Source organism: Streptomyces sp. AN091965, assembly GCF_022698285.1.
In the GTDB taxonomy this organism is placed as follows: domain Bacteria; phylum Actinomycetota; class Actinomycetes; order Streptomycetales; family Streptomycetaceae; genus Streptomyces.
This window is the reverse complement of record NZ_JALDMY010000001.1, coordinates 5,662,888-5,680,664: the sequence shown is the minus strand read 5'-3', so window position 1 is coordinate 5,680,664 and position 17,777 is coordinate 5,662,888. Positions and strand designations below refer to the sequence as shown.

General features: G+C 72.7%; 18 protein-coding genes. 6 read left to right on the top strand and 12 right to left on the bottom strand.

The window, feature by feature from the left end; translation table 11 throughout:
- Window positions 1-28 precede the first annotated feature (28 nt).
- From MQV74_RS24110 to MQV74_RS24060, 11 genes are all read right to left on the bottom strand, one after another.
- The gene (locus MQV74_RS24110) at window positions 29-751 is read right to left on the bottom strand and encodes a prepilin peptidase (protein ID WP_374120676.1); all 723 of its coding nucleotides are present in this window, start codon (window positions 749-751) and stop codon (window positions 29-31) included.
- Between the two features lie 2 nt (window positions 752-753).
- Complete coding sequence (locus MQV74_RS24105; protein WP_242720905.1) at window positions 754-3,825, bottom strand: bacterial transcriptional activator domain-containing protein; 3,072 nt, start codon at window positions 3,823-3,825, stop codon at window positions 754-756.
- Between the two features lie 386 nt (window positions 3,826-4,211).
- A complete protein-coding gene (locus MQV74_RS24100) occupies window positions 4,212-4,691 on the bottom strand; it encodes a TadE/TadG family type IV pilus assembly protein (RefSeq protein WP_242720904.1) in 480 nt (159 codons plus the stop codon).
- The gene (locus MQV74_RS24095; protein ID WP_242720901.1) at window positions 4,688-5,137 is read right to left on the bottom strand and encodes a TadE/TadG family type IV pilus assembly protein; all 450 of its coding nucleotides are present in this window, start codon (window positions 5,135-5,137) and stop codon (window positions 4,688-4,690) included. The genes MQV74_RS24100 and MQV74_RS24095 overlap by 4 nt, the downstream gene beginning before the upstream one ends.
- The gene (locus MQV74_RS24090) at window positions 5,134-5,568 is read right to left on the bottom strand and encodes a TadE/TadG family type IV pilus assembly protein (RefSeq protein ID WP_242720898.1); all 435 of its coding nucleotides are present in this window, start codon (window positions 5,566-5,568) and stop codon (window positions 5,134-5,136) included. Before MQV74_RS24090 ends, MQV74_RS24095 begins: the two co-directional genes overlap by 4 nt.
- A gap of 68 nt (window positions 5,569-5,636) precedes the next feature.
- Entirely contained in the window at window positions 5,637-5,888 is a 252-nt protein-coding gene (locus MQV74_RS24085; protein WP_138961232.1) for a hypothetical protein, read from the bottom strand.
- Between the two features lie 76 nt (window positions 5,889-5,964).
- Entirely contained in the window at window positions 5,965-6,894 is a 930-nt protein-coding gene (locus MQV74_RS24080) for a type II secretion system F family protein (protein ID WP_242720894.1), read from the bottom strand.
- The gene (locus MQV74_RS24075) at window positions 6,891-7,886 is read right to left on the bottom strand and encodes a type II secretion system F family protein (protein ID WP_242720891.1); all 996 of its coding nucleotides are present in this window, start codon (window positions 7,884-7,886) and stop codon (window positions 6,891-6,893) included. Before MQV74_RS24075 ends, MQV74_RS24080 begins: the two co-directional genes overlap by 4 nt.
- A 4-nt stretch (window positions 7,887-7,890) precedes the next feature.
- Window positions 7,891-9,198 carry a CpaF family protein gene (locus tag MQV74_RS24070; protein ID WP_242720888.1) on the bottom strand — a complete coding sequence of 436 codons (1,308 nt, stop codon included), beginning with the start codon at window positions 9,196-9,198 and terminating at the stop codon, window positions 7,891-7,893.
- A complete protein-coding gene (locus MQV74_RS24065) occupies window positions 9,195-10,028 on the bottom strand; it encodes a hypothetical protein (protein WP_242720885.1) in 834 nt (277 codons plus the stop codon). Before MQV74_RS24065 ends, MQV74_RS24070 begins: the two co-directional genes overlap by 4 nt.
- A gap of 19 nt (window positions 10,029-10,047) precedes the next feature.
- Window positions 10,048-10,776: a hypothetical protein gene (locus tag MQV74_RS24060; protein WP_242720882.1), complete on the bottom strand. Its 729-nt coding sequence runs from the start codon at window positions 10,774-10,776 to the stop codon at window positions 10,048-10,050.
- A 654-nt stretch (window positions 10,777-11,430) separates the two neighbouring features.
- Between MQV74_RS24060 and MQV74_RS24055 the strand changes: the two genes are divergently transcribed.
- Complete coding sequence (locus MQV74_RS24055) at window positions 11,431-12,324, top strand: S1 family peptidase (RefSeq protein WP_242720879.1); 894 nt, start codon at window positions 11,431-11,433, stop codon at window positions 12,322-12,324.
- A gap of 181 nt (window positions 12,325-12,505) precedes the next feature.
- Here the strand turns inward: MQV74_RS24055 and MQV74_RS24050 are convergent, their stop codons facing one another.
- Complete coding sequence (locus MQV74_RS24050) at window positions 12,506-13,027, bottom strand: DinB family protein (protein ID WP_242720876.1); 522 nt, start codon at window positions 13,025-13,027, stop codon at window positions 12,506-12,508.
- A 326-nt stretch (window positions 13,028-13,353) separates the two neighbouring features.
- On the opposite strand from MQV74_RS24050, the gene MQV74_RS24045 reads away from it, so the two are divergent.
- From MQV74_RS24045 to MQV74_RS24025, 5 genes are all read left to right on the top strand, one after another.
- The gene (locus MQV74_RS24045) at window positions 13,354-14,022 is read left to right on the top strand and encodes a hypothetical protein (RefSeq protein WP_242720873.1); all 669 of its coding nucleotides are present in this window, start codon (window positions 13,354-13,356) and stop codon (window positions 14,020-14,022) included.
- Complete coding sequence (locus MQV74_RS24040; protein WP_242720871.1) at window positions 14,019-15,065, top strand: hypothetical protein; 1,047 nt, start codon at window positions 14,019-14,021, stop codon at window positions 15,063-15,065. Before MQV74_RS24045 ends, MQV74_RS24040 begins: the two co-directional genes overlap by 4 nt.
- 213 nt (window positions 15,066-15,278) lie before the next feature.
- Window positions 15,279-15,587, top strand: a complete 309-nt coding sequence (locus tag MQV74_RS24035) for a hypothetical protein (protein WP_242720868.1) — start codon at window positions 15,279-15,281, stop codon at window positions 15,585-15,587.
- A 1-nt stretch (window position 15,588) separates the two neighbouring features.
- Complete coding sequence (locus tag MQV74_RS24030; protein WP_242720865.1) at window positions 15,589-16,827, top strand: enoyl-CoA hydratase/isomerase family protein; 1,239 nt, start codon at window positions 15,589-15,591, stop codon at window positions 16,825-16,827.
- Window positions 16,828-16,860: 33 nt separating this feature from the next.
- Window positions 16,861-17,763, top strand: a complete 903-nt coding sequence (locus MQV74_RS24025; RefSeq protein ID WP_242720862.1) for a hypothetical protein — start codon at window positions 16,861-16,863, stop codon at window positions 17,761-17,763.
- The last annotated feature ends 14 nt before the right edge of the window (window positions 17,764-17,777 follow it).

Below are 17,777 nucleotides of genomic sequence, written 5' to 3'. Positions count from 1 at the left end.
CCGGCGTCCGGTGGGCCGCGCCCCGGCGTCAGGCCGCGTGCGCGCCGAGCAGGACGCCCGCGAGCCCCCCGGCCAGCAGGAACGGGCCGAAGGCTATCGCCGTCCTGCGGCCCGCCCCGCGCACCACGACGAGCCAGCCGCCGTACAGCGCGGCGCAGACGAACCCGGTGAACGTGCCGAGCACCAGCGCGCCCCAGCCGTACCAGCCCAGGGCCGCGCCGAGCGCGAGCGCGAGCTTCACGTCGCCGAACGCCATCCCGTTCGGATTGATCAGGAACAGCACGAAATAGCCGCCGCTGAGCATGAGCGCGCCGAGGACCGCCTGCGTCCAGTCGCCGCCGTGGCCGGGCAGCGCGGCCGCCACGCCGAGGAGCGCGAGCGCGGCCGCGGCCAGCGGCAGCGTCAGCACGTCCGGCAGGCGCATGACGGCACGGTCGACACAGGCGAGGACGAGGGCGGGCGGCACGCACAGCAGCCACACCACGAGCTCGGGGCGCGGGCCCGTCGCAAGACCGAGCAGGGCGCAGACGACCGCCGCGACGGCGGCGAGGGCGGGGGCATGGGGGCCGTACCGCTCCCCGTCGGGGCAGCGGCCCGGGCCCAGCCAGCCCCGCACCTTGTGCGCGTCGCTCGGGCAGCGCTCGCGCCAGGGCTCACCGGCCGGGGCCGAGAAGCGGTACACGGCGCGCGGCAGGGCGAGCCCGGCCAGGGCGCCCCACAGGGCACCGCCGAGCGCGAGCGGCAGTTCCACGGTCACCCCACCGCCGTGAGTCCGTCGCGCCACGCCGGGAGCAACTCGTCGAGCAGCGCCTCCGTGCGCGGCGGCAGACCGCGCGCGCCGCTGCGGGCGACCAGGTCGGCGGCCAGCGCCCGGAGCCGGGCCGGGTCGTCCGTGGCGTGCGTGGCCCGCAGCAGTTCGTTCCACAGGCGCTCGTCGGCGGGGGCCGAGGCGCGGGCGGAGGTCAGTGCCTCGATGGCCTGCTCGGCCCGGCCCTTCTCCAGGTGGAACTCGCTGAGGGCGAGCCCGATGTCCGCCACGAGCAGCGGCAGCTGCGCGTCGACGATCTCGTGCGTCAGCCAGCCGTAGCGTCCCTGGGGGCGGTCCGCGAGCAGCGGGCCGCGGACCAGGACGAGCGCGTCCGTGAGCATGCGGCCGCGCACCGCGCGGTTGGCGGCCCCCCGCCCCTGCGTCGCCTCGTGGTACAGCGAGCGCAGCACGTCCAGGTCGGAGACCACGGAGGGGGCGAGCGTGAGCCGGCCCGACGCGTCGGCGCGCAGCCGGGGCGTGCCGTCCTGATCGCTGCCGAGCCACGCGCGGACCCGGTCGACGAGCGCGTCCCGCACGTCCTCGGTCACACCGCGCGGCCACAGCGCGGAGGCGAGCACGCGCGGGTGCACCCCTTCGCGGTGGAGCAGCAGCAGCGCGAGCGCCTCGTGCATCAGCGGACTGCGCTCGCCGTCGGGCGTCTCCAGGCCGATGATCTCGTACGTCCCTACCAGGCGCGCGTACACCGCGGGGCGGCCCTGCTCGCTGACGTCGACGAGGAAGGGGGGCACGGCCGCGCCGCCGGTGGAGTCGTCGTCGCCGTCCCCGCCGTCGGGGTCGGCCGCGGTGAACAGCTCGACCACCGCCTGCTGGAGCGCGTCCGGCAGCTGCTGCGCCGCCAGCTCCAAGCCGAGCAGCGGGGCCAGCAGCCTGCCGTCGCCGGTGATCTCCATCTCCCAGGCGGCACCGGGCAGTTCGCCGGAGTCCGTGCCGACGAGACAGCCGATGCCGAGGCGGCTCGCGTCGGCGGCGAGCTCGGCGAGCCGGACGGCCTCGTCCGCGGTGGGCCCGGCCGCGAGCAGGACCAGGTGCGGCGCCCAGCGGGTGTGCCGGGCGGGGCCGGTGCGGCCGGTGAGGACCGAGTCGTGCCCGGCGGCGCCGAGCGCGCCGCGCCGCTGCCGCGTCTCGGCGCCCATGGTCTCGATGAGCGCTTCGACGTCCTCCAGGTGCCGCAGCCTGTTCGGCGCGAGCGGGGTGAGGTCCCGGCCGAAGCCGACGAGGGTGATCGTCATGCGGTCCGACCAGCCGTTGGTGGCCAGCTCGGCGGCGACGGACGCGAACACGGCGGCCCGGTCGGCGGCGGCACCGCTCAGCGAGACGATGCCCGGCACCGCCTCCAGGTTGAGCAGCAGGCGCGAGTCGTCCATCGTGCCGAGGCAGACCAGGCCGGGGTAGGGCGCCGCCGCGTCCACGTCCTCGTACGCCTCGGCGTCGGCGCGGGTCAGCATCCAGAACGTCTGGTCCTGCCCCACCTGCCAGGGCGCGGGCGGCCGTCCCGCGGGCTGGGCGAGCTGGAGGTGCAGATCGCCGTTGCTCAGCCAGGCCGCGTACACCGTCGGCAGGGCGCGGGACTCCGCGGTGAGCGCGGCGGCCAGGCCGCGCAGGGCGCGGTCCAGGAGCCGGACGCCCTCGGGGTCGGCGCCGACGAGGAGCGCGTCCTGCGCGTCGGCCGCGGTGCCGGTCGGCGTGGGCGGCTCCATGCCGCGGCGCCCGCCGACGGCGCCCATCGCCGACTGCCACAGCGCGTGCCGACGGCGCCTGCCGAGCGCGCCGAGCAGCCCGGCGGCGAGCAACGGCGCCCCGACGAGTGCCTCGGGCAGGCCGAAGGAGAAGCCGTCGGACGCGGCCTCGGTGCCCTGCTCGGGCGCGGCGGGGGTGGCCGGTGTGGCGGGCGTGGCGGGTTCGCCGCTGCCCCGGCCGTCGCCTCGGCCATCGCCCCTGTCGTCGCCTCGGCCGCCGTCCCGCTCCTCGCCGCTGCCCGGGCGCTGCTCCGGGATCGTGATGTGCGCCGTGTCCCGGTCGACGGATCCGCCGCCCTTGCGGTCGCCGCCCTGCTGCGCGCCGCCGCCCTGGCGCTCGTCCCCGGTCTTCGCGTAGTCGGAGATCTGCTCGCGGACCTCCTCGGGCACCTCGGGCGCCTCGTCGGGCATCTCGACGAGCTCGCCGCCGTGGGCGTCGGCGGGCATCTCCATGATCCAGCCGGGCCGGATCAGGCTGGCCTCGGAGAGGCGGGAGCCGTCGGGCTGCTCGCGGTCCTTGTTGAGCTGGTAGATCTCCTTGTACCTGCGGCCGTCGCCCAGGTGCCGCTCCGCTATCTCCCACAGCGAGTCGTGGTGGCGGCCCTCGGGCGGCTGGATGCGGTAGAACTTCGTGTCGCCGTCCTTGGCGGTGCCCGCGCGGTCGGCGGCCCGCGCGGCCTGGTCCGCGACCGCGTCCGCCGCGGCCGCCGCGCCGCGCTGCTCCTGCGCGAAGAGCCCCGGCGTCCGCTGGGTGGCCGCGGCGGGGGGCTGCTGGTTCCCCTCGGGGGACTGCCCGAACTGCGAGAGCCCCGGCGCGAAGCCGGCCGCCGTGGCGCCGATGAGCAGCAGCGCGGCGACCAGCTGCCGCGCGAGCACCTGGCTCGGCCCCGCGCCCGGCACCCGCCCCGGCATCCCGACCCCGGAGAGGGCGGCCTTCACCTCGACGAGCACGCAGGCGGTGAACTGGGCCCAGGCCAGCCACACGACCACCGTCAGCACCTTGACGAACGTGCCGACCGTGACCTCCTGCTGGAGCCAGTCGAGGGACGGCGCGCCGTCCGGGAGCGGCCAGCCCACGAAGTACGCGAGCGCGCCGGGCACGCCGACGAGCAGCACGGCGAGGGCGACGAAGGCGAGGAACGCCTTGACGAAGTCCCCGGCCGAACGCCGACGCGTCGGCAGCGGCTGCGGCGTCCTGTTCCGCGGCGCCGCCGGGCTGTCCGGCGAGCCGTTCGAGGAGCGGGTGTTGCGTCGCGCCATGGCGGGTGTCCTGGTCCTGGTCCTGTAGATGCCGGTGGTGTCTGGAAGGGGGTGGTGCCTGGATGCCGGTGAGGTCGGATGCCGGTGCGGTCGGGCGCCTGGGGTGTCAGGTCAGATGCCCGTGGTGTCGGAGGAACGTACTGCTGGTGAACGTACTGCTGGCCGTATGAACGCGATCGTACGGAAGGCGTCTCCGACCGGAAGCGCCCTGTGGACAACTCCCCGTCTGTGGACAACTTCCGCCGAGCCGCGCCGCCACCATGCCGCCGCCGCAACCATGCCGCCGGGCCGCGCCCCCGGCCTGCCGCCGAGTCGCGCCCCCGCCATACCGCCGGGCCGCGCCCCCGATCCGCCGACGGACCGTGCCCCGCCCTGCCGAACTCGCCTCACCCCACTTGGTTCTCCGCCGTAGCCCGCCCGTGCACCACGACGTCCCCGCCGTAGAACAGGCCGGTGAAGACCGGGCTGTACGTCATCTGGACCTCGACCTCCACCTGTTGGGCGTCGGCGCTCACGCAGTGCGTGGCCGCCACGTCCGCGCCGCGCAGGCCCATCTCCCGGGCGAACTTCTGTACGCGGGCACCGCAGTTCTCGTAGCGGATGGGCGCCTCCTCGCCCGCGTACAGCCCCTCCCGGTCGATGTCCTGGGCCGCGTAGCGCGCGGCCTGCTCCGCGATGTCCGCGGCGCGTTCGCGCTTCGAGATGGACATGCCGCCGTCGATCACGAACGCGGCCAGGGTCAAGAAGACGATCGCGAAGACGATGACCGCGCCCGCGCCCGAGCCCCGGTCGTCCAGGCGGGCGCGGCGGGCATCGAGCCGGGGCCGGACCCGTGCCGCGTACGCGCGGCGCGCTCCCGTCCTCATGTCCCGGCCCTCCGCAGCGGATCGAGCGGCGAACTGAACGTGGACTTCAGCGTGGTCGGCACGTCGAGGCCGAGCATCCCGAGGCCCCGCACCCGACAGCTCACTTCGACCGTGAAGAGCGAGTCGGGCCGGAACCCGGCGCTCTTCCGCACGACGTTCACGGGGCCGGAGCAGACGTCCTCCAGGTTCGCCGCCGCGGCCCTGCGCGCCTCGGTCATCGCCGTGCCCAGGTCCTTCTGGATGGAGCCGGCGCGGGCCGCGTCCCGCGCCGCCCCGTCGAGGGCGCCGCGCCCGTCCACGAGCTGCCCGAAGGCCACCAGGACGAGGATGAAAAGGATCATCACGGGCGCGAGGATGACGACTTCGACCGTGGAGAGGCCGCTGTCCCCCGCCCGGGGCCGCGCCGGGCCCGCGAGGCGTCGGCGGCCTGGTTCGGGCCGTGTCATCCGCCCTCCTCCACGAACCGCTCCACCGGGCCCGCCGACCGCGCGTGCACGGTCAGGTCGAGGCCCGGGAACACCGACGGCACGTGGGCGGTGATCTCCACGCCGACGGTGTTCTGTTCGGGCTGGATCGTCTTGACGTCGGGGCCGAGCACCAGCTCGGGCCCCAGTTGGCTGATGTAGTCCTCGACGACGTCGTTCGCCTCGCCGCGCCAGCCGCCCGGGTTCTCGTCGGCCGTGGCACGGGCCTTGCGCGCGCCCGCCTGGGCCGCGGCCTGGGCGACGTGGTCCGCGAAGAAGTACAGCGCGAACTGCACCGTCGCGAAGATCATGAAGAACAGCACCGGGGTGAGCAGCACGAACTCGATCGCGGTCATGCCGGACTCGCCGCGGGTGGAGGCGGCCTCCACTCGACGGCGTACGCATCCGGGCATCCGGTCGCGGTGCGGCGCGGCTGCGCCCCGGCCCCCGTGGCCCCACATGGTCGTAGGTGACCCGTCGCTCAGCAGGTCTTGCCCGCGTCGGCGCCCTCGATGCAGTCGCCGACCTTGTCGGCACCGCCCTTGAGGGCGTTGTTGATGATCGCGGCGACCACGCCGACGATCGCCACGACGACGGCCGAGATGATCACCCACTCGACCGCCGACGCGCCCCGGTCCAGCTCGCCGGAGCGCGCGCGGCGCACCCGGGTCCGCAGGAAGGTCACGAGGAAGTCGACCGCCGGGATGCCGGTGCTGACGTTCCGTCCGTTCATGGTGAGGTGTCCTCTCAGGAAGCAGGATGGGGGGCTCGTAGGGGCCCGCCCGCGGTGGGGGACCGGAGGATGGGGTTCAGACCTGGAACACGCGCATCGCCGCCGGGAAGATGAGGAAGACCAGGAACCCCGCGCACAGCAGCAGCTGGGCCACCAGCATCGACTGGGACTTCTCGCCCGCGCTGCCCTCGATCTCGGCGAGTTCGCGGTGGCGCATCGTCTCGGCGCGGGAGGCGAGGGAGTCGCGCACCTTCGCGCCGTCGTCGGCCACCAGTGCCAGGGACGCGGAGAGGTCCTTGAGCTCCTCGACGCCCAGTTCCTCGCCGAGCGAACCGAGCGCCTGCCACTGGCTGACGCCGGTGATGCGGGCGTCCGCCAGGGCGTTCCTGATGCGTTGGGTGGCCCAGCCGTCGGAGACCTCGGCGGCGGCCATGAGTGCCTCGGGCAGGCCGCGGCCGCCCGCCAGGCTCATGGACACCAGGTCCAGATAGGCGCCGATCACGCGGCGCAGGTCGCGCCGCTTCTCCTGTGCGTCCCGCCGCACCTCCAGGTCCGGCAGGAAGAAGAAGAGCACCCCGAACATCAGGGCCAGCCAGACCGGGATGATCGGGCTGCGGCCGAAGCCGAGCGTCCAGACGACGGCGAAGAGGAAGGGGCCGAAGAACACGCCCGCCACCGCGAGCAGCACCTTCGTCGCGAGGAACTTCTCCCAGCCGCGGTCGAGCACCGCGAGGTCGGCCCGCAGGGACCGCAGTTCCCAGCCCTGCTGGACGTAGAACTCGGCGACCCGGGCGCCCACCCGCGCGCGCAGCGTGCCGAAGCGCCCCGTGGCCTCCGCGTCCGCCGTGCGGTGCGAGGACTCGTACGCGGCGCCGCGCGCCCGCATCGCGTCGATCCGGGCGACCGTGGCGACGGCGCTGCGCCTGCTCGGCAGCAGCGCCCGGACCAGGGCGAAGACGCCGAGGCCGAGCGTGGCGCCGATGAGGATCGGCAGGGTCAGGCTCATCGGCGTACCCCCTCGGTGGGCGTGTGCGCGTGCGGCGGCAGCGTCTGGGCCTGGCCCGGGGTGCCCTCGCCGCCCGCCGCCCGCGGGCGCACGAACTGCACGCCCGGCTCGTCGCGGACGAGGAACCGGTCCGGCGTCTCGACCGTCGACAGCTTGCGCAGCCACCAGAAGCCGAGCGCGAACAGGCCGCACACACAGGCGAGGACGAACTGCCCGACGGCCGTGCCGTACGGCGAGACGAACTCGCGGTTGAAGATCGAAAGGCCCAGGACGAAGGCGATCGAGACGGCGACGACGATCTGTACGGAGCGGCGCGTGGACGCGCGCTGCGCCATCACGCGCTGACGCATGTCGACCTCCTCGCGCGCCGACTTGGCGAGCGCGCCGAGGACCTGGCGCAGACCGGGGCCGCGGAGGCGGGCGTTGAGGATCAGCGCGGCGACGATGATGTCGGCGGAGGCGTCGTCGATCTCGTCGGCCAGCACCTGGAGCGCGTCCGGCAGCGGCGTCCGCGCGCGCAACCGGTCCACCAGCGCGTCCAGATGCGGCCTGAGCACCGGCGCCGCGGCCCGCGCGGAGGCCGGGATGGCCTGCTCCAGGCCGACGGCGCCCGCGATGGTGTCGCGCAGGGACTCGGTCCAGGCGGCGAGCGCCTCGACCCGCTTCATCTGCGTACGCTCCTCGGCGGCCCCGCCGAACAGCTTGTCCCAGAAGAAGACGAGGACGCCGGAGGCGATGCCCGCGACCGCCCACCGGGTGAGCAGCAGCACGACGAGGCCGACGCCGACCGCGAGCGAGCCGCGCCGCCCGGCGAACCGGACGAGCTCGCTCATCCGCCGACTGGCCCGCTGCTTCTCGTGCTCCGGCTTGGCGGGCAGCCCGCGCAGCGCGACGGCCAGGAGGGCGAGCCCGCCGCCGACGGCGACGCCGCACGCGAGGCCGTAGAGCACGTTCAGCGAGAACAGACCACCCGTGGATCCCAGCGAGTTCATGTGCTCACCCCCATTGGCCCGCGGGCCGGTAGCCGTACGCGACGAGGTCGTCCAGGCACGCGATCGGGGCGTGGGCGACGACGCGCCCGTCCGGGGCCTCCGCGAACACCTCGCTGGACAGGACCCGGCCGTCGACGCCGTTGACCTCGCGGACGGAGGTCACGACGCGCTGCAGCTTGCCGCCGGTCTGGTAGGCGTTGCGGCGCTGGATGAAGACGACGAAGTTCACCGCGCCCGCGACGAGCATCTGGCTGGCCTCGATCGGCAGCCGCTCGGTGGCCTGGAGCGCGTACGTGGAGATCCTGTTGAAGACCTCGCTGGAGCTGTTGGCGTGGATCGTGGACAGCGAGCCGTCGTTGCCCTGCGACATGGCGTTGAGCATGGTGACGATCTCGTCGCCGAGGACCTCGCCCACGATGACGCGCGAGGGGTTCATGCGCAGCGAGCGCCGCACCAGCTCGGCCATGCCGATGGCGCCCTGGCCCTCGGAGTTGGGCAGGCGCTCCTCGAAGGCCACGACGTTCGGGTGCAGATCGGCGAAGGTGTCGAGGCCGAGCTCCAGGGCGCGCTCGACGGTGATGAGGCGCTCGTGCGGCGGGATCTCGTTGGCGAGGGCGCGCAGGAGCGTGGTCTTCCCGGCGTTGGTGGCGCCCGCGATCATGATGTTCTTGCGCGCCCGCACGGCGCAGGCCAGGAAGTGCGCGACGTCGGGCGTGAGCGTGCCGTTGCCGACGAGGTCGGACATGAACACCTTGCCCATGCGGGCGCGGCGGATGGACAGGGCGGGCCGCCGGGCCACGTCCATGACGGCCGAGAGCCGGGACCCGTCGGGAAGGCGCAGGTCGAGCTGGGGATTGGCCGAGTCGAAGGGGCGCGACGAGAGGCCGGAGTAGGCGCCGAGCACCTGGATGAGCTCGACCAGCTCCTCGTCGGTCTCGGCGACCGGTTCCCCGGTGACCTCGCGGCCGTCGGCGTATCCGACGAAGACCTGGTCGCAGCCGTTGATGTCGATGTTCTCGACCTCGGGGTCGTCGAGCAGCGGCTGGAGCCGGCCGACGCCGAAGAGCGCGGCGTGCACGGCGGCCGCGTACTGCTCCTCGGTCTCCGCGTCCAGGGGGGTGCGCCCGGTGTTGATCTCCGTGCGGGCGTGCTCCTCCAGGATCTGCGCGATGACGGCGCGGGCGTACTGCCGCTCGTCCTCGTTCGACATCGGGGTGACGCCGGAGACCTGGTCGAGGCGGCGCTGCTCGGCGATGCGGTCGCCCGCGTCCTGCCGGAACCGCTTGACCAGCTGGTGGTCGACCGCGCTCACCGCCCGGCCCCCGCTCCGGCGGCGGGGCCCGACCAGGCGGCGCCGTAGCTCTGGTAGAGGTCTGCGGTCACCTTGCGCGCGGAGCGGATGAGCATCGACTTGTCGAGCCGTCCGCGTCGGCGTCCGGCCAGTTGGGCGGCGCCCGTGGGGTCGTCGGCGAGCGTGCCGACGACGCGGGCGCCGGTCTGCGCCGCGACCAGCATGTCGTTGACCTGGTGGACGAGCTTGGCGGAGTGCGCGGGGTCGGCGACGAGGACGACGCCGATGAGCGGCGTCGCGAGCGAGGCGGCCCCGCGCGGCCCGCCGTGCAGCTTGGCGGCCAGGGCGGCGGCGCGGTCCCGCACGCGGGCGAGCGACTCCGGTTCCGCGCGCGCCACCAGGAGCACGAGCGCGGCCTGCGGGAACATCTCGACCACCGGGCTGTCGCCGCTGATCCGGCCGCAGTCGGCGATGACGTCGGCGGGCGCGTGCGGCGAGTCGGCGAGCTGGGCGAAGGCCCGGCCGAGCGTCGGCCAGATCCCGGCGAGCCCGGCGGCCTGCTCGGAGACGCCGAGGCCCACGAGGACGTCGAGGCCGCCGGAGAGCGGCTGGGTGTGGTCCCACAGCTGGTCGGGGACGAGGCCGCGGCGCGCGGTCGCGGCGATCGACAGCATGCCGGTGTTCGGGTTGAGGGGCCCGCCGTGCGCGGCGGCGCTGCGGTAGACCAGGTCGCCGCCCGCGGGGTCGGTCTCCGCGACGAGCACGCGCCGCGGCCAGACGGCGGCGAGCGCGACGGACGCGGTGGTGACGCCGGGCGACCCCTTGTCGGCGGCGAGGGCGATGAGAGCCATGGGTGGTCCGCTCGCCCTTCTAGTCGCCGGAGGTGCCGGCGCGGCCGGGCACGACGACCAGGGAGACCTCGCCCGCGGACGCGGCGGCGGTGAGGGACGCGGCGTCGTCGGCGTCCACGAGGAGGGTGACGCTGAGGTTGCCCGTGCTGATCGTCGAGTCGTTCTTGCTGGCGACCGTGTTCACGCGCGCGTCGGCGACGATCGGCGTGCTGCCGCCCGCGCCGCGCTCCGCGCCCTTGCCGCCGGAGCCGCCCGCGGCCACGCGGTACGCGGCCACGGTGTCGCCCTGCTTCAGGGTCGAGGGGTACTGCCCCTCCTTGAGCGAGAGGCCGACCGTGGACTTGCCCGACGGCACGCCGCCGTCCACGGCGAACATCTGGCCCACGGCGACGGAGCCCGCCGGGATGGTGCTCTTGGCCTTGTAGTCCTCGAGCGTCTTGCGCTGGGACCACTTCACGTACTTGATGCCGGTGTCCTCGGCGACCAGGACGGGCGAGATGTTCACGCCCTCCTTCGGCGACTCTCCCGCGGGGATCTCCTTGGTGACCTTCACGACCTCGATCCGGTCACCGGCGCGCAGTACGAGCACGGTGGCGCCGAGCGCGCCCACGAGGATGAGCAGGACCGCCAGCGCGGCCAGCGCCGGTTTGCGCTCGCGAGGTGCGGTGGGAAGTCGCTCGCCGACCCCGGCCTGAGCCGATACGCCGGTACGGTTTCCGCCCGCCCCCGTACGCTCTTGGATCTTCACGCAACCGCTCCCCGTACACCCAAGAAAAAACCGTCATTTGGACACCATCGAGGCACTTCGGCCCCACCTCGGCCGGGGTTCCCTTGGCCCGTCAGCCACAGGCGCGGTGTCAAGCCACCGCACCGTATCAGCAGCACATAAGCCCCTCAAGGCGCGTTTTGAATCGCGAAGCCCATGCGATCCATCGTTATTCACGCGCAATACGAGGTGCGCGGTTCCCCTTGCGGGACCACACCTTGCAACACCCCTTGAATGTGCATATGCGAACCAAACCCCCTCATGAGGGCCGGAGTTCACATCGGCGCGGGAGGGCGTCCCGCGCACCGTCGGCCACACGGGGGACGCGCCGAACGAGGGCGGCGGTTCCCCTGAGGCGCAGGGGGATCGCGTTCCCCCGGGTCAGGGATGCCAGAAGTGTCCGTATTGGGGCGGGTGTTGGGCAAGAAGCCGCTGGTCGGAGAGTGAACCCCGGGTGTCCGTACGTCATCTGACAGATCGGCGCGCGGCTTCCGTGCGCCGACGGGCCGGAGGGGTGCGGCATTCGTACGCCGATGTCCCAGGCGGACGCGCGGCTTCCGTGCGCCCGCGCTCCACGGCTCACCACATCAATAGTTCAACGGTTCCATAGTTCAACGAAAGAGAAATTCGACCCCCATGAGACTTTCCTTTCCCTCCCGCGCCGCCCGGCTCTCCCGCCCGCAGCGTGCCGCGGCCGCCGGTCTCGCCGGTGCCGCCGCCCTCGCGATGGTCGCCACCGGCGCCCCCGCCGCCCACGCCATCGTCGGCGGCACCGAGGTCTCCAACGACGCGTACCCGTTCATGGTCGCCGTCCTCGACAAGGGCCCCGGCCCCGTCAAGGACCGCCAGTTCTGCGGCGGCAGCCTGGTCGCGCCGGACACCGTGATGACGGCCGCGCACTGCCTGGTCGACGACGCGCGCAAGCCGGTCAAGCCCAAGAGCATCCAGACGGCCATCGGCCGCACGGTCCTCTCCAACTCCCGGCAGGGCCAGATACGCAACGTGGCCAAGGGCGGCATCCTCGTCCACCCCCGCTACCTCCAGGGCAAGGACTCCTATGACGTGGCGTTCATCAAGCTCAGCAAGCCCGTGCGCGGCATCAGCGCCGTCAAGCTCCCCACCCAGGGCACCGACTCCCTGCTCCGCCCCGGCCAGAAGGCCACCGTGGCGGGCTGGGGCAACACGGACACCGAGCTGACGCACCAGCCGGACCGGCTGCGCCAGGTCCGCGTGCCGATCCTGTCGCACGCCGAGTGCAAGACGAGCTACGGCGAGTACGACACCAAGCTCAACTTCTGCGCCGGGGTCGAGGGCAAGGACTCCTGCCAGGGCGACAGCGGCGGCCCCGTCTTCCGCAAGGTCCCCGGCCGTGAGGCGCCGATCCTGATCGGCGTGGTCTCGTACGGCGAGGGCTGCGGCGACCAGGGCGCCCCCGGCGTCTACACGTCGACGAGCTCGGCGAAGCTGTGGAAGACGCTGGGCGACACGGCCGAGGCCAAGCGCGTCAAGCGCAGCCTGCGCCGCGGCTGATCCGGCGGGGACCGCTGACACGGCCCCGCTGACACAGCTCCGCTGACGCGGCGTGCCGGTGCCCTTGCGGCAGGGGGCACCGGCACGCCGTATCGTTTCCGCCCGCTCCGGGGCGGGCCGCGCGAGCCGAGGGCGGCCGGGGCCGGGGGCCGCCGGAGCTGGGAGCAGCCGGGACCGGGGGCTACTCCCCCGTGACCCCGTCGATCCGCTCCCGCAGCAGATCGGCCTGGCCGTTGTGCCGGGCGTACTCCTCGATCATGTGGATCAGGATGTGCCGCAGCGAGTACGCCGTGCCCTCGTGCTCGCCGGTGACCTCCAGGGAGGTCGCGGCCGCCACCGTCGCCCGGGAGCGGTCGCACTCCGCGCGCCAGACGCGGAACGCGTCGTCGGGGTCGGCGAGGTCGACGTCCCAGGCCGCGGAGCCGTCGTCCACGGGCCCCGTCCAGTGCGGCTTGTCCGGCTCCCCCAGGAACACGCACCGGAACCAGCCGCGCTCGACCTCGGCGAGGTGCCGCACCAGGCCGAGCAGGCTCAACGAAGAGGGGGGAACGGCCCACCGCCGGAGCCGGTCGGGGGTCAGGCCCGCGCACTTGAGGGCGAGGGTCGCGCGCTGGTAGTCGAGGAAGGCACTGAGCATCGCGCGTTCGTCGGCGACACCGGGCGGCTCAGTCCGGGCAGCTGTGTGACCGTCATCACTGGGCATCGCCCCATCATGCCGAGTCCGCACCTCCCCCACCAGAGCCCGCGCACGCCCCCGTGCCCGCGGGTCCCGCCCGGTCGAACCTCATGCGCTCGGGCCCTGTCAGGGCCGGATCGAGCATCCCGTACGCGGCCCGCGCGCGGCCGTCGCCGAAGGGGCCGTCGGCCCGGAGGAGCACGGGGCGGGAATACGTCGGAGGACGCTTCAATTCCGCCCGCTTTCTCAGCATTGCGCCTCGCTGTAAGGCAGTTCACTCTGGCGAAACCACACACCCCACCGTTAGCGTCATGCCCCTTGACAGCACGTCCGCCTCATTCGGGGAGAAGACCGTGAAGCGCCGCACTGTGCCCCTTGCCGCCGCATTCGCCGTCACCGCGGCTCTTCTGCTGACGGCTTGTGGCGGGGACGAAAGCTCCGACGGCGCCAAGGACGGCGGGAAGATCGCCGGGGCGGACGAGGGCGGCGGGAAGAAGAAGGACGCGCCGTCTCCGACGGCGTCCCAGGACGGCCCCGCCGACCGCCCCGCGGCCGATCTCCCGGCCGACGTGAAGAACGTCTTCGAGAGCTGGAAGACCGGCGATCCGGTGAAGGACGCCGCGCTCGCCGACGCGCGGCGGCGCATCGACGCGACCGACGCGGCCATCGTCGACGGCGCGTCCGAATCCGAGGCCATTCCCTTCTACTACAAGGGAGAAGCCCTCGTCGGAGCCGCCGAGTGGATCTCCGGATTCAAGAAGAACGGCCTGACCGTCACGGGCACCACGCGCTATTACGCACCCCAGGTCACACCCCACGGAAAAACCTCGGTCGGCATTCAGTACTGCGCCGACGAAAGCAAGGCGTACACCAAGAACCGAAAGTCCGGAAAGACCGACAAGACGCCTGTCACCGACAAGTCGTACGTGCTCTACAACACCCGTCTCGACAAGAACAAGCAAGGCGTCTGGCAGACCACGATGCTCAGCTCGGAGAGAGGGAACGCGAAGTGCACGCCATGATCACACGCAGGTCGTGGGCGGTGGCCGGGCTGACGGCCGCCGCCACGCTGCTGCTGGTGCCGGGCCCCGCGCACGCGGACAAATCCCCCGGCAGCGGCTCTCAGGGGAACGCCGACTCCGGCGGGGGCCGCGAGGGGCAGGACATCGTGTCCGTCATCCGCTTCTCGGGCGCGACGCGCGGCGGCGGGGGTGACGGGGGCGGGGGCGCCCTCAAGCCCGTCGGCACCTGGTCGCCCCCCGCCTGCTGGTACGAGCCGCGCACGGCCGAGCAGTTCCGCGACCAGGTCGAGCGGAACTACGAGAGCACCGTCAACTTCCCCGGCCAGCACAGCTACGCGAAGGCCGCCGTCGCGCAGTTCCGCTCCAAGTACAAGGACGGCGACTACAAGAACTACAACCTCAAGGAGAAGGACAAGGGCAACTGGTGGGTGGCCGTGCGCGACCCGGACCGGTGGCTGGAGGACGCGGCGCAGAAGTGCGACAAGGAACCCTTCTGGGTCGAGAACGGCGACCCGCCGCCGGTGGCGAACGCCCTCACCCCCGAGCTCCTCGCCGAGCTCGCCTACAACCGGCTGCGCCTTCCCGACACGAAGGTCAGCCTCGCGCCCGAGGACACCACCAAGGTCAACCTGCCCACGTGGGCGTGGCTGGACAAGGCCGAGTTCAAGCCCGTGTCCGTGACGGCCTCCGTCGACGTGCCCGGCCTCGACCTGCGGGCCACCACCACGGCACGGCCCGACGCCCTGCGGCTCGACCCCGGCACGCCCGACGCCCGCGTGCACCCCGCGTCCGGCGAGTGCGCGCCCCACGGCGACGGCTCCATCGGCACGCCCTACCGCAAGGGCAAGGCCGACGAGACCCCGCCGTGCGGCCTCACCTATCTGCGCTCCTCCGGCAAGGGCACGTTCAAGCTCCAGGCCACGATCACCTGGAAGGTCAGCTGGACGGGCACGGGCAACGCGGGGCCCAACGGGCTGCCGAGCGGCTCGTTCGGATCGGATCAGCCGGTGACGGTGGAGGAGGTCCAGTCGGTCAACCGCTGAGGTCCAGTCGGTCAACCGCTGAGGTCCAGTCGGTCAGCCGCTGAGGTCTTGGCGGGGGCGCGCGCTGTCGCGCGGCGGAAGCTGAGCACGCCCCCGCCCCTCCACTTGACGTACGGGAACTCCAACTGCCGTCGGCTGTGCCGATGTTCACATCAGCGAATCCGCTGATAGCGTCGGATGCTCCACGTCGGCTGAAGGGGCCTGTACCGAAGCATGAGCGACTTACGCCTGGACGGCACGGTCTTCGAGGACCTGAGGAAGACCTTCACCACGATCAGCGACCGGATGGACGCGGCCCGCCGCGTGCTCCACGGCACCGACGCGACGGCCGTCGGCGCGGGGCGGCTCGTCGATGAGGTCCGCGACTTCGCCGACGAGTGGGGCTACGGCATCAAACAGCTCCGCAAGCACACCGGCGGCGCGGTCCGGATGATCGACAAGATCGACGAGGAGTTCGGCAAGCTGGACCTGGCGCTCGCCGCGTCCCTGACGTCCGCCCGGGCGCCGCGGCGGGGCCGCTGACGTGTCCGGCGGACGGCCCGCCTTCCCGCACATCGGCTGGGACCCGACGCCCGGCGACGTCCAGGACACCCGGGACCTCGCCAGGAAGCTGGGCGGCCTCGCCCGTGAACTCGGCACCTCCGTGCGGGAGCTGGAGCGCATCGAGTGCGGGGCCTGGAAGGGCGACGCCGCGCGCGCCTTCGTCGAGTACGTCGGCGCGGACGTGGCCCCGCTCATCCGCAAGAGCCACGAGTCCTTCGGCAAGGCGTCGCGGGCGCTGTACCGGTGGGCCCGGGAGCTCCAGGAGTTCCAGGACGAGGCCGACCGCCTGGAGAAGGCCGCCGGGGACAAGCTGGAGGCCCGCGCCAAGGCCGCGGCGCAGGCCGACGGCGAGGGCAGCAAGGCCCTGGCCAAGGCCTCCGGCGACGTCACCCACGTCACCGGCCAGGTCCACGACCTGGAGGACCGCTACGCGCGCGCCGCCGACGCCATCGCCCGTGAACTCGACAAGGCCGGCGACATCGCCCCCGACGAGCCCGGCTTCTGGGACCGGCTCACCAAGGGGATCACGGACGCGTGGGATGCCACGGGGAAGTGGCTGAAGGACCACACGGACCTGGTCAAACTCATCGGCGACCTCCTGAGCGACCTGACGGCGGTGCTCGCCGTACTGGCCATCGCCACGCTCCCGGTCCCCCCGCTCGCGGCGGTCTTCGGCACGGCGGCCCTCCTCACGAGCGGACTCGCCCTGGCCTCCCACGGCATCGCCAAGGCCGCGGGCGCGGACGTGAGCTGGATGCAGCTCGGCTTCGACGCGCTGGGGCTGCTGCCCGGGATCGGAGCCCTGGGCAGAGGAGCCAAGGTGATCGGCCGAGGGCCGGCAGACGATGCGGCCAGGGCGCTCGGTAAGGGGTTCACCTCGAAGTCCATCGGTGCCCAGCGCATCAAACTCGCTACGGGTGACGACGCCGCGCAAGTCACCGGCGGCCTGCCGCTGCTGCCGGGCAAGGTGATCATCGGTGGCACGGCCGAGGATGTCTACTCGGTCTCGCACCCGTCCAGCGGACTGTTGTCACGCATGGGGGGACTCGCCCACACGGGCTATCTGCCGGGGCAGTTGATCGGAACCAAAGGGCTGAACAGCGTACCGAGCTGGAACATCGGTCCCACCTCTGTCGGCGGCCGCGTCCTCGACAGCACGCTCAAGATCGGGCCCAAGATCCCCTACATCCCCGATCACGTCGACGAGGCCGTCAACTAGGTACACGAGGGACGACTCCCGCAGGGAAGGGACATGGACATCTGGCAGCCAGAACCGGGCGAGACACTCCTCACCCGCGCGTACGTGGCCTTTGCCACGGGCGACGCCACCCCTGTATCGGGGATGCGTTGGTTCCGCGACACCGAACGCAACGACATCCAGCACGAACTGCCGGGTTGGCCCGAAGGCCCGTTGTACACGGCCAATTCGCCCGGAAGGTCGCTCGGGCGGAACGCGGCAAAGGTCGGCCTCAAAGCCCTGTACGTGACCGTCGTGGGCGCCCTCACCTCCCAGGGCGGCAGCGTCGGTCCGGCCCCGCATGCGAGGAGTTCCGCCGACCGCGCCGACGAGGTCGATGATTTCCCGGTGATGTGGGCAGCACCAGGCAGCGTCGCACGGACCCTGCCCTGGCAGCTGGACCCCGGTCGCACAAGTGAGAGGCACTACCGGACCCACGCCGTCGTCACAGACCGGCGTCTGGTCATCGTCGGTCTTCAGCACTACAAGAAGGACCACTCGGTCATCGAGGACGAAATCCTCTGGGAGGTCGAGCGTCCTCGAATCCACCATGTGGAGCTGCGGGATTACAAGCAGGCGTCAGACATCAAGGTCACGTTCACCGACGACTCGTGGTGCAGGCTTCGGGCCCTCAACCGGGCGAAGCTCGCGCGGTATCTGGCCCACCCCTTCACTCTGATCACCCCGGATCACCTCACGCCAGAACTGCGCGGAGCCACCGAGACATTCATCGCGACGGCCAGAGTGCCGGGTCTACGTGACCCTGTAGTGACTCGCCGCCCTTGCGGCCACTATCTGATCGAGGCCTTGGTGCCGGGCGAGCTCAATTCGACGTTCGGCGCAGGCAGCATCACTCACTCGGTCAACGCCGACGGCACCGACCCGCGTCCCGGAGAACTCCACCCGGAAGACCTCTGACCCCCGCGCCCCGA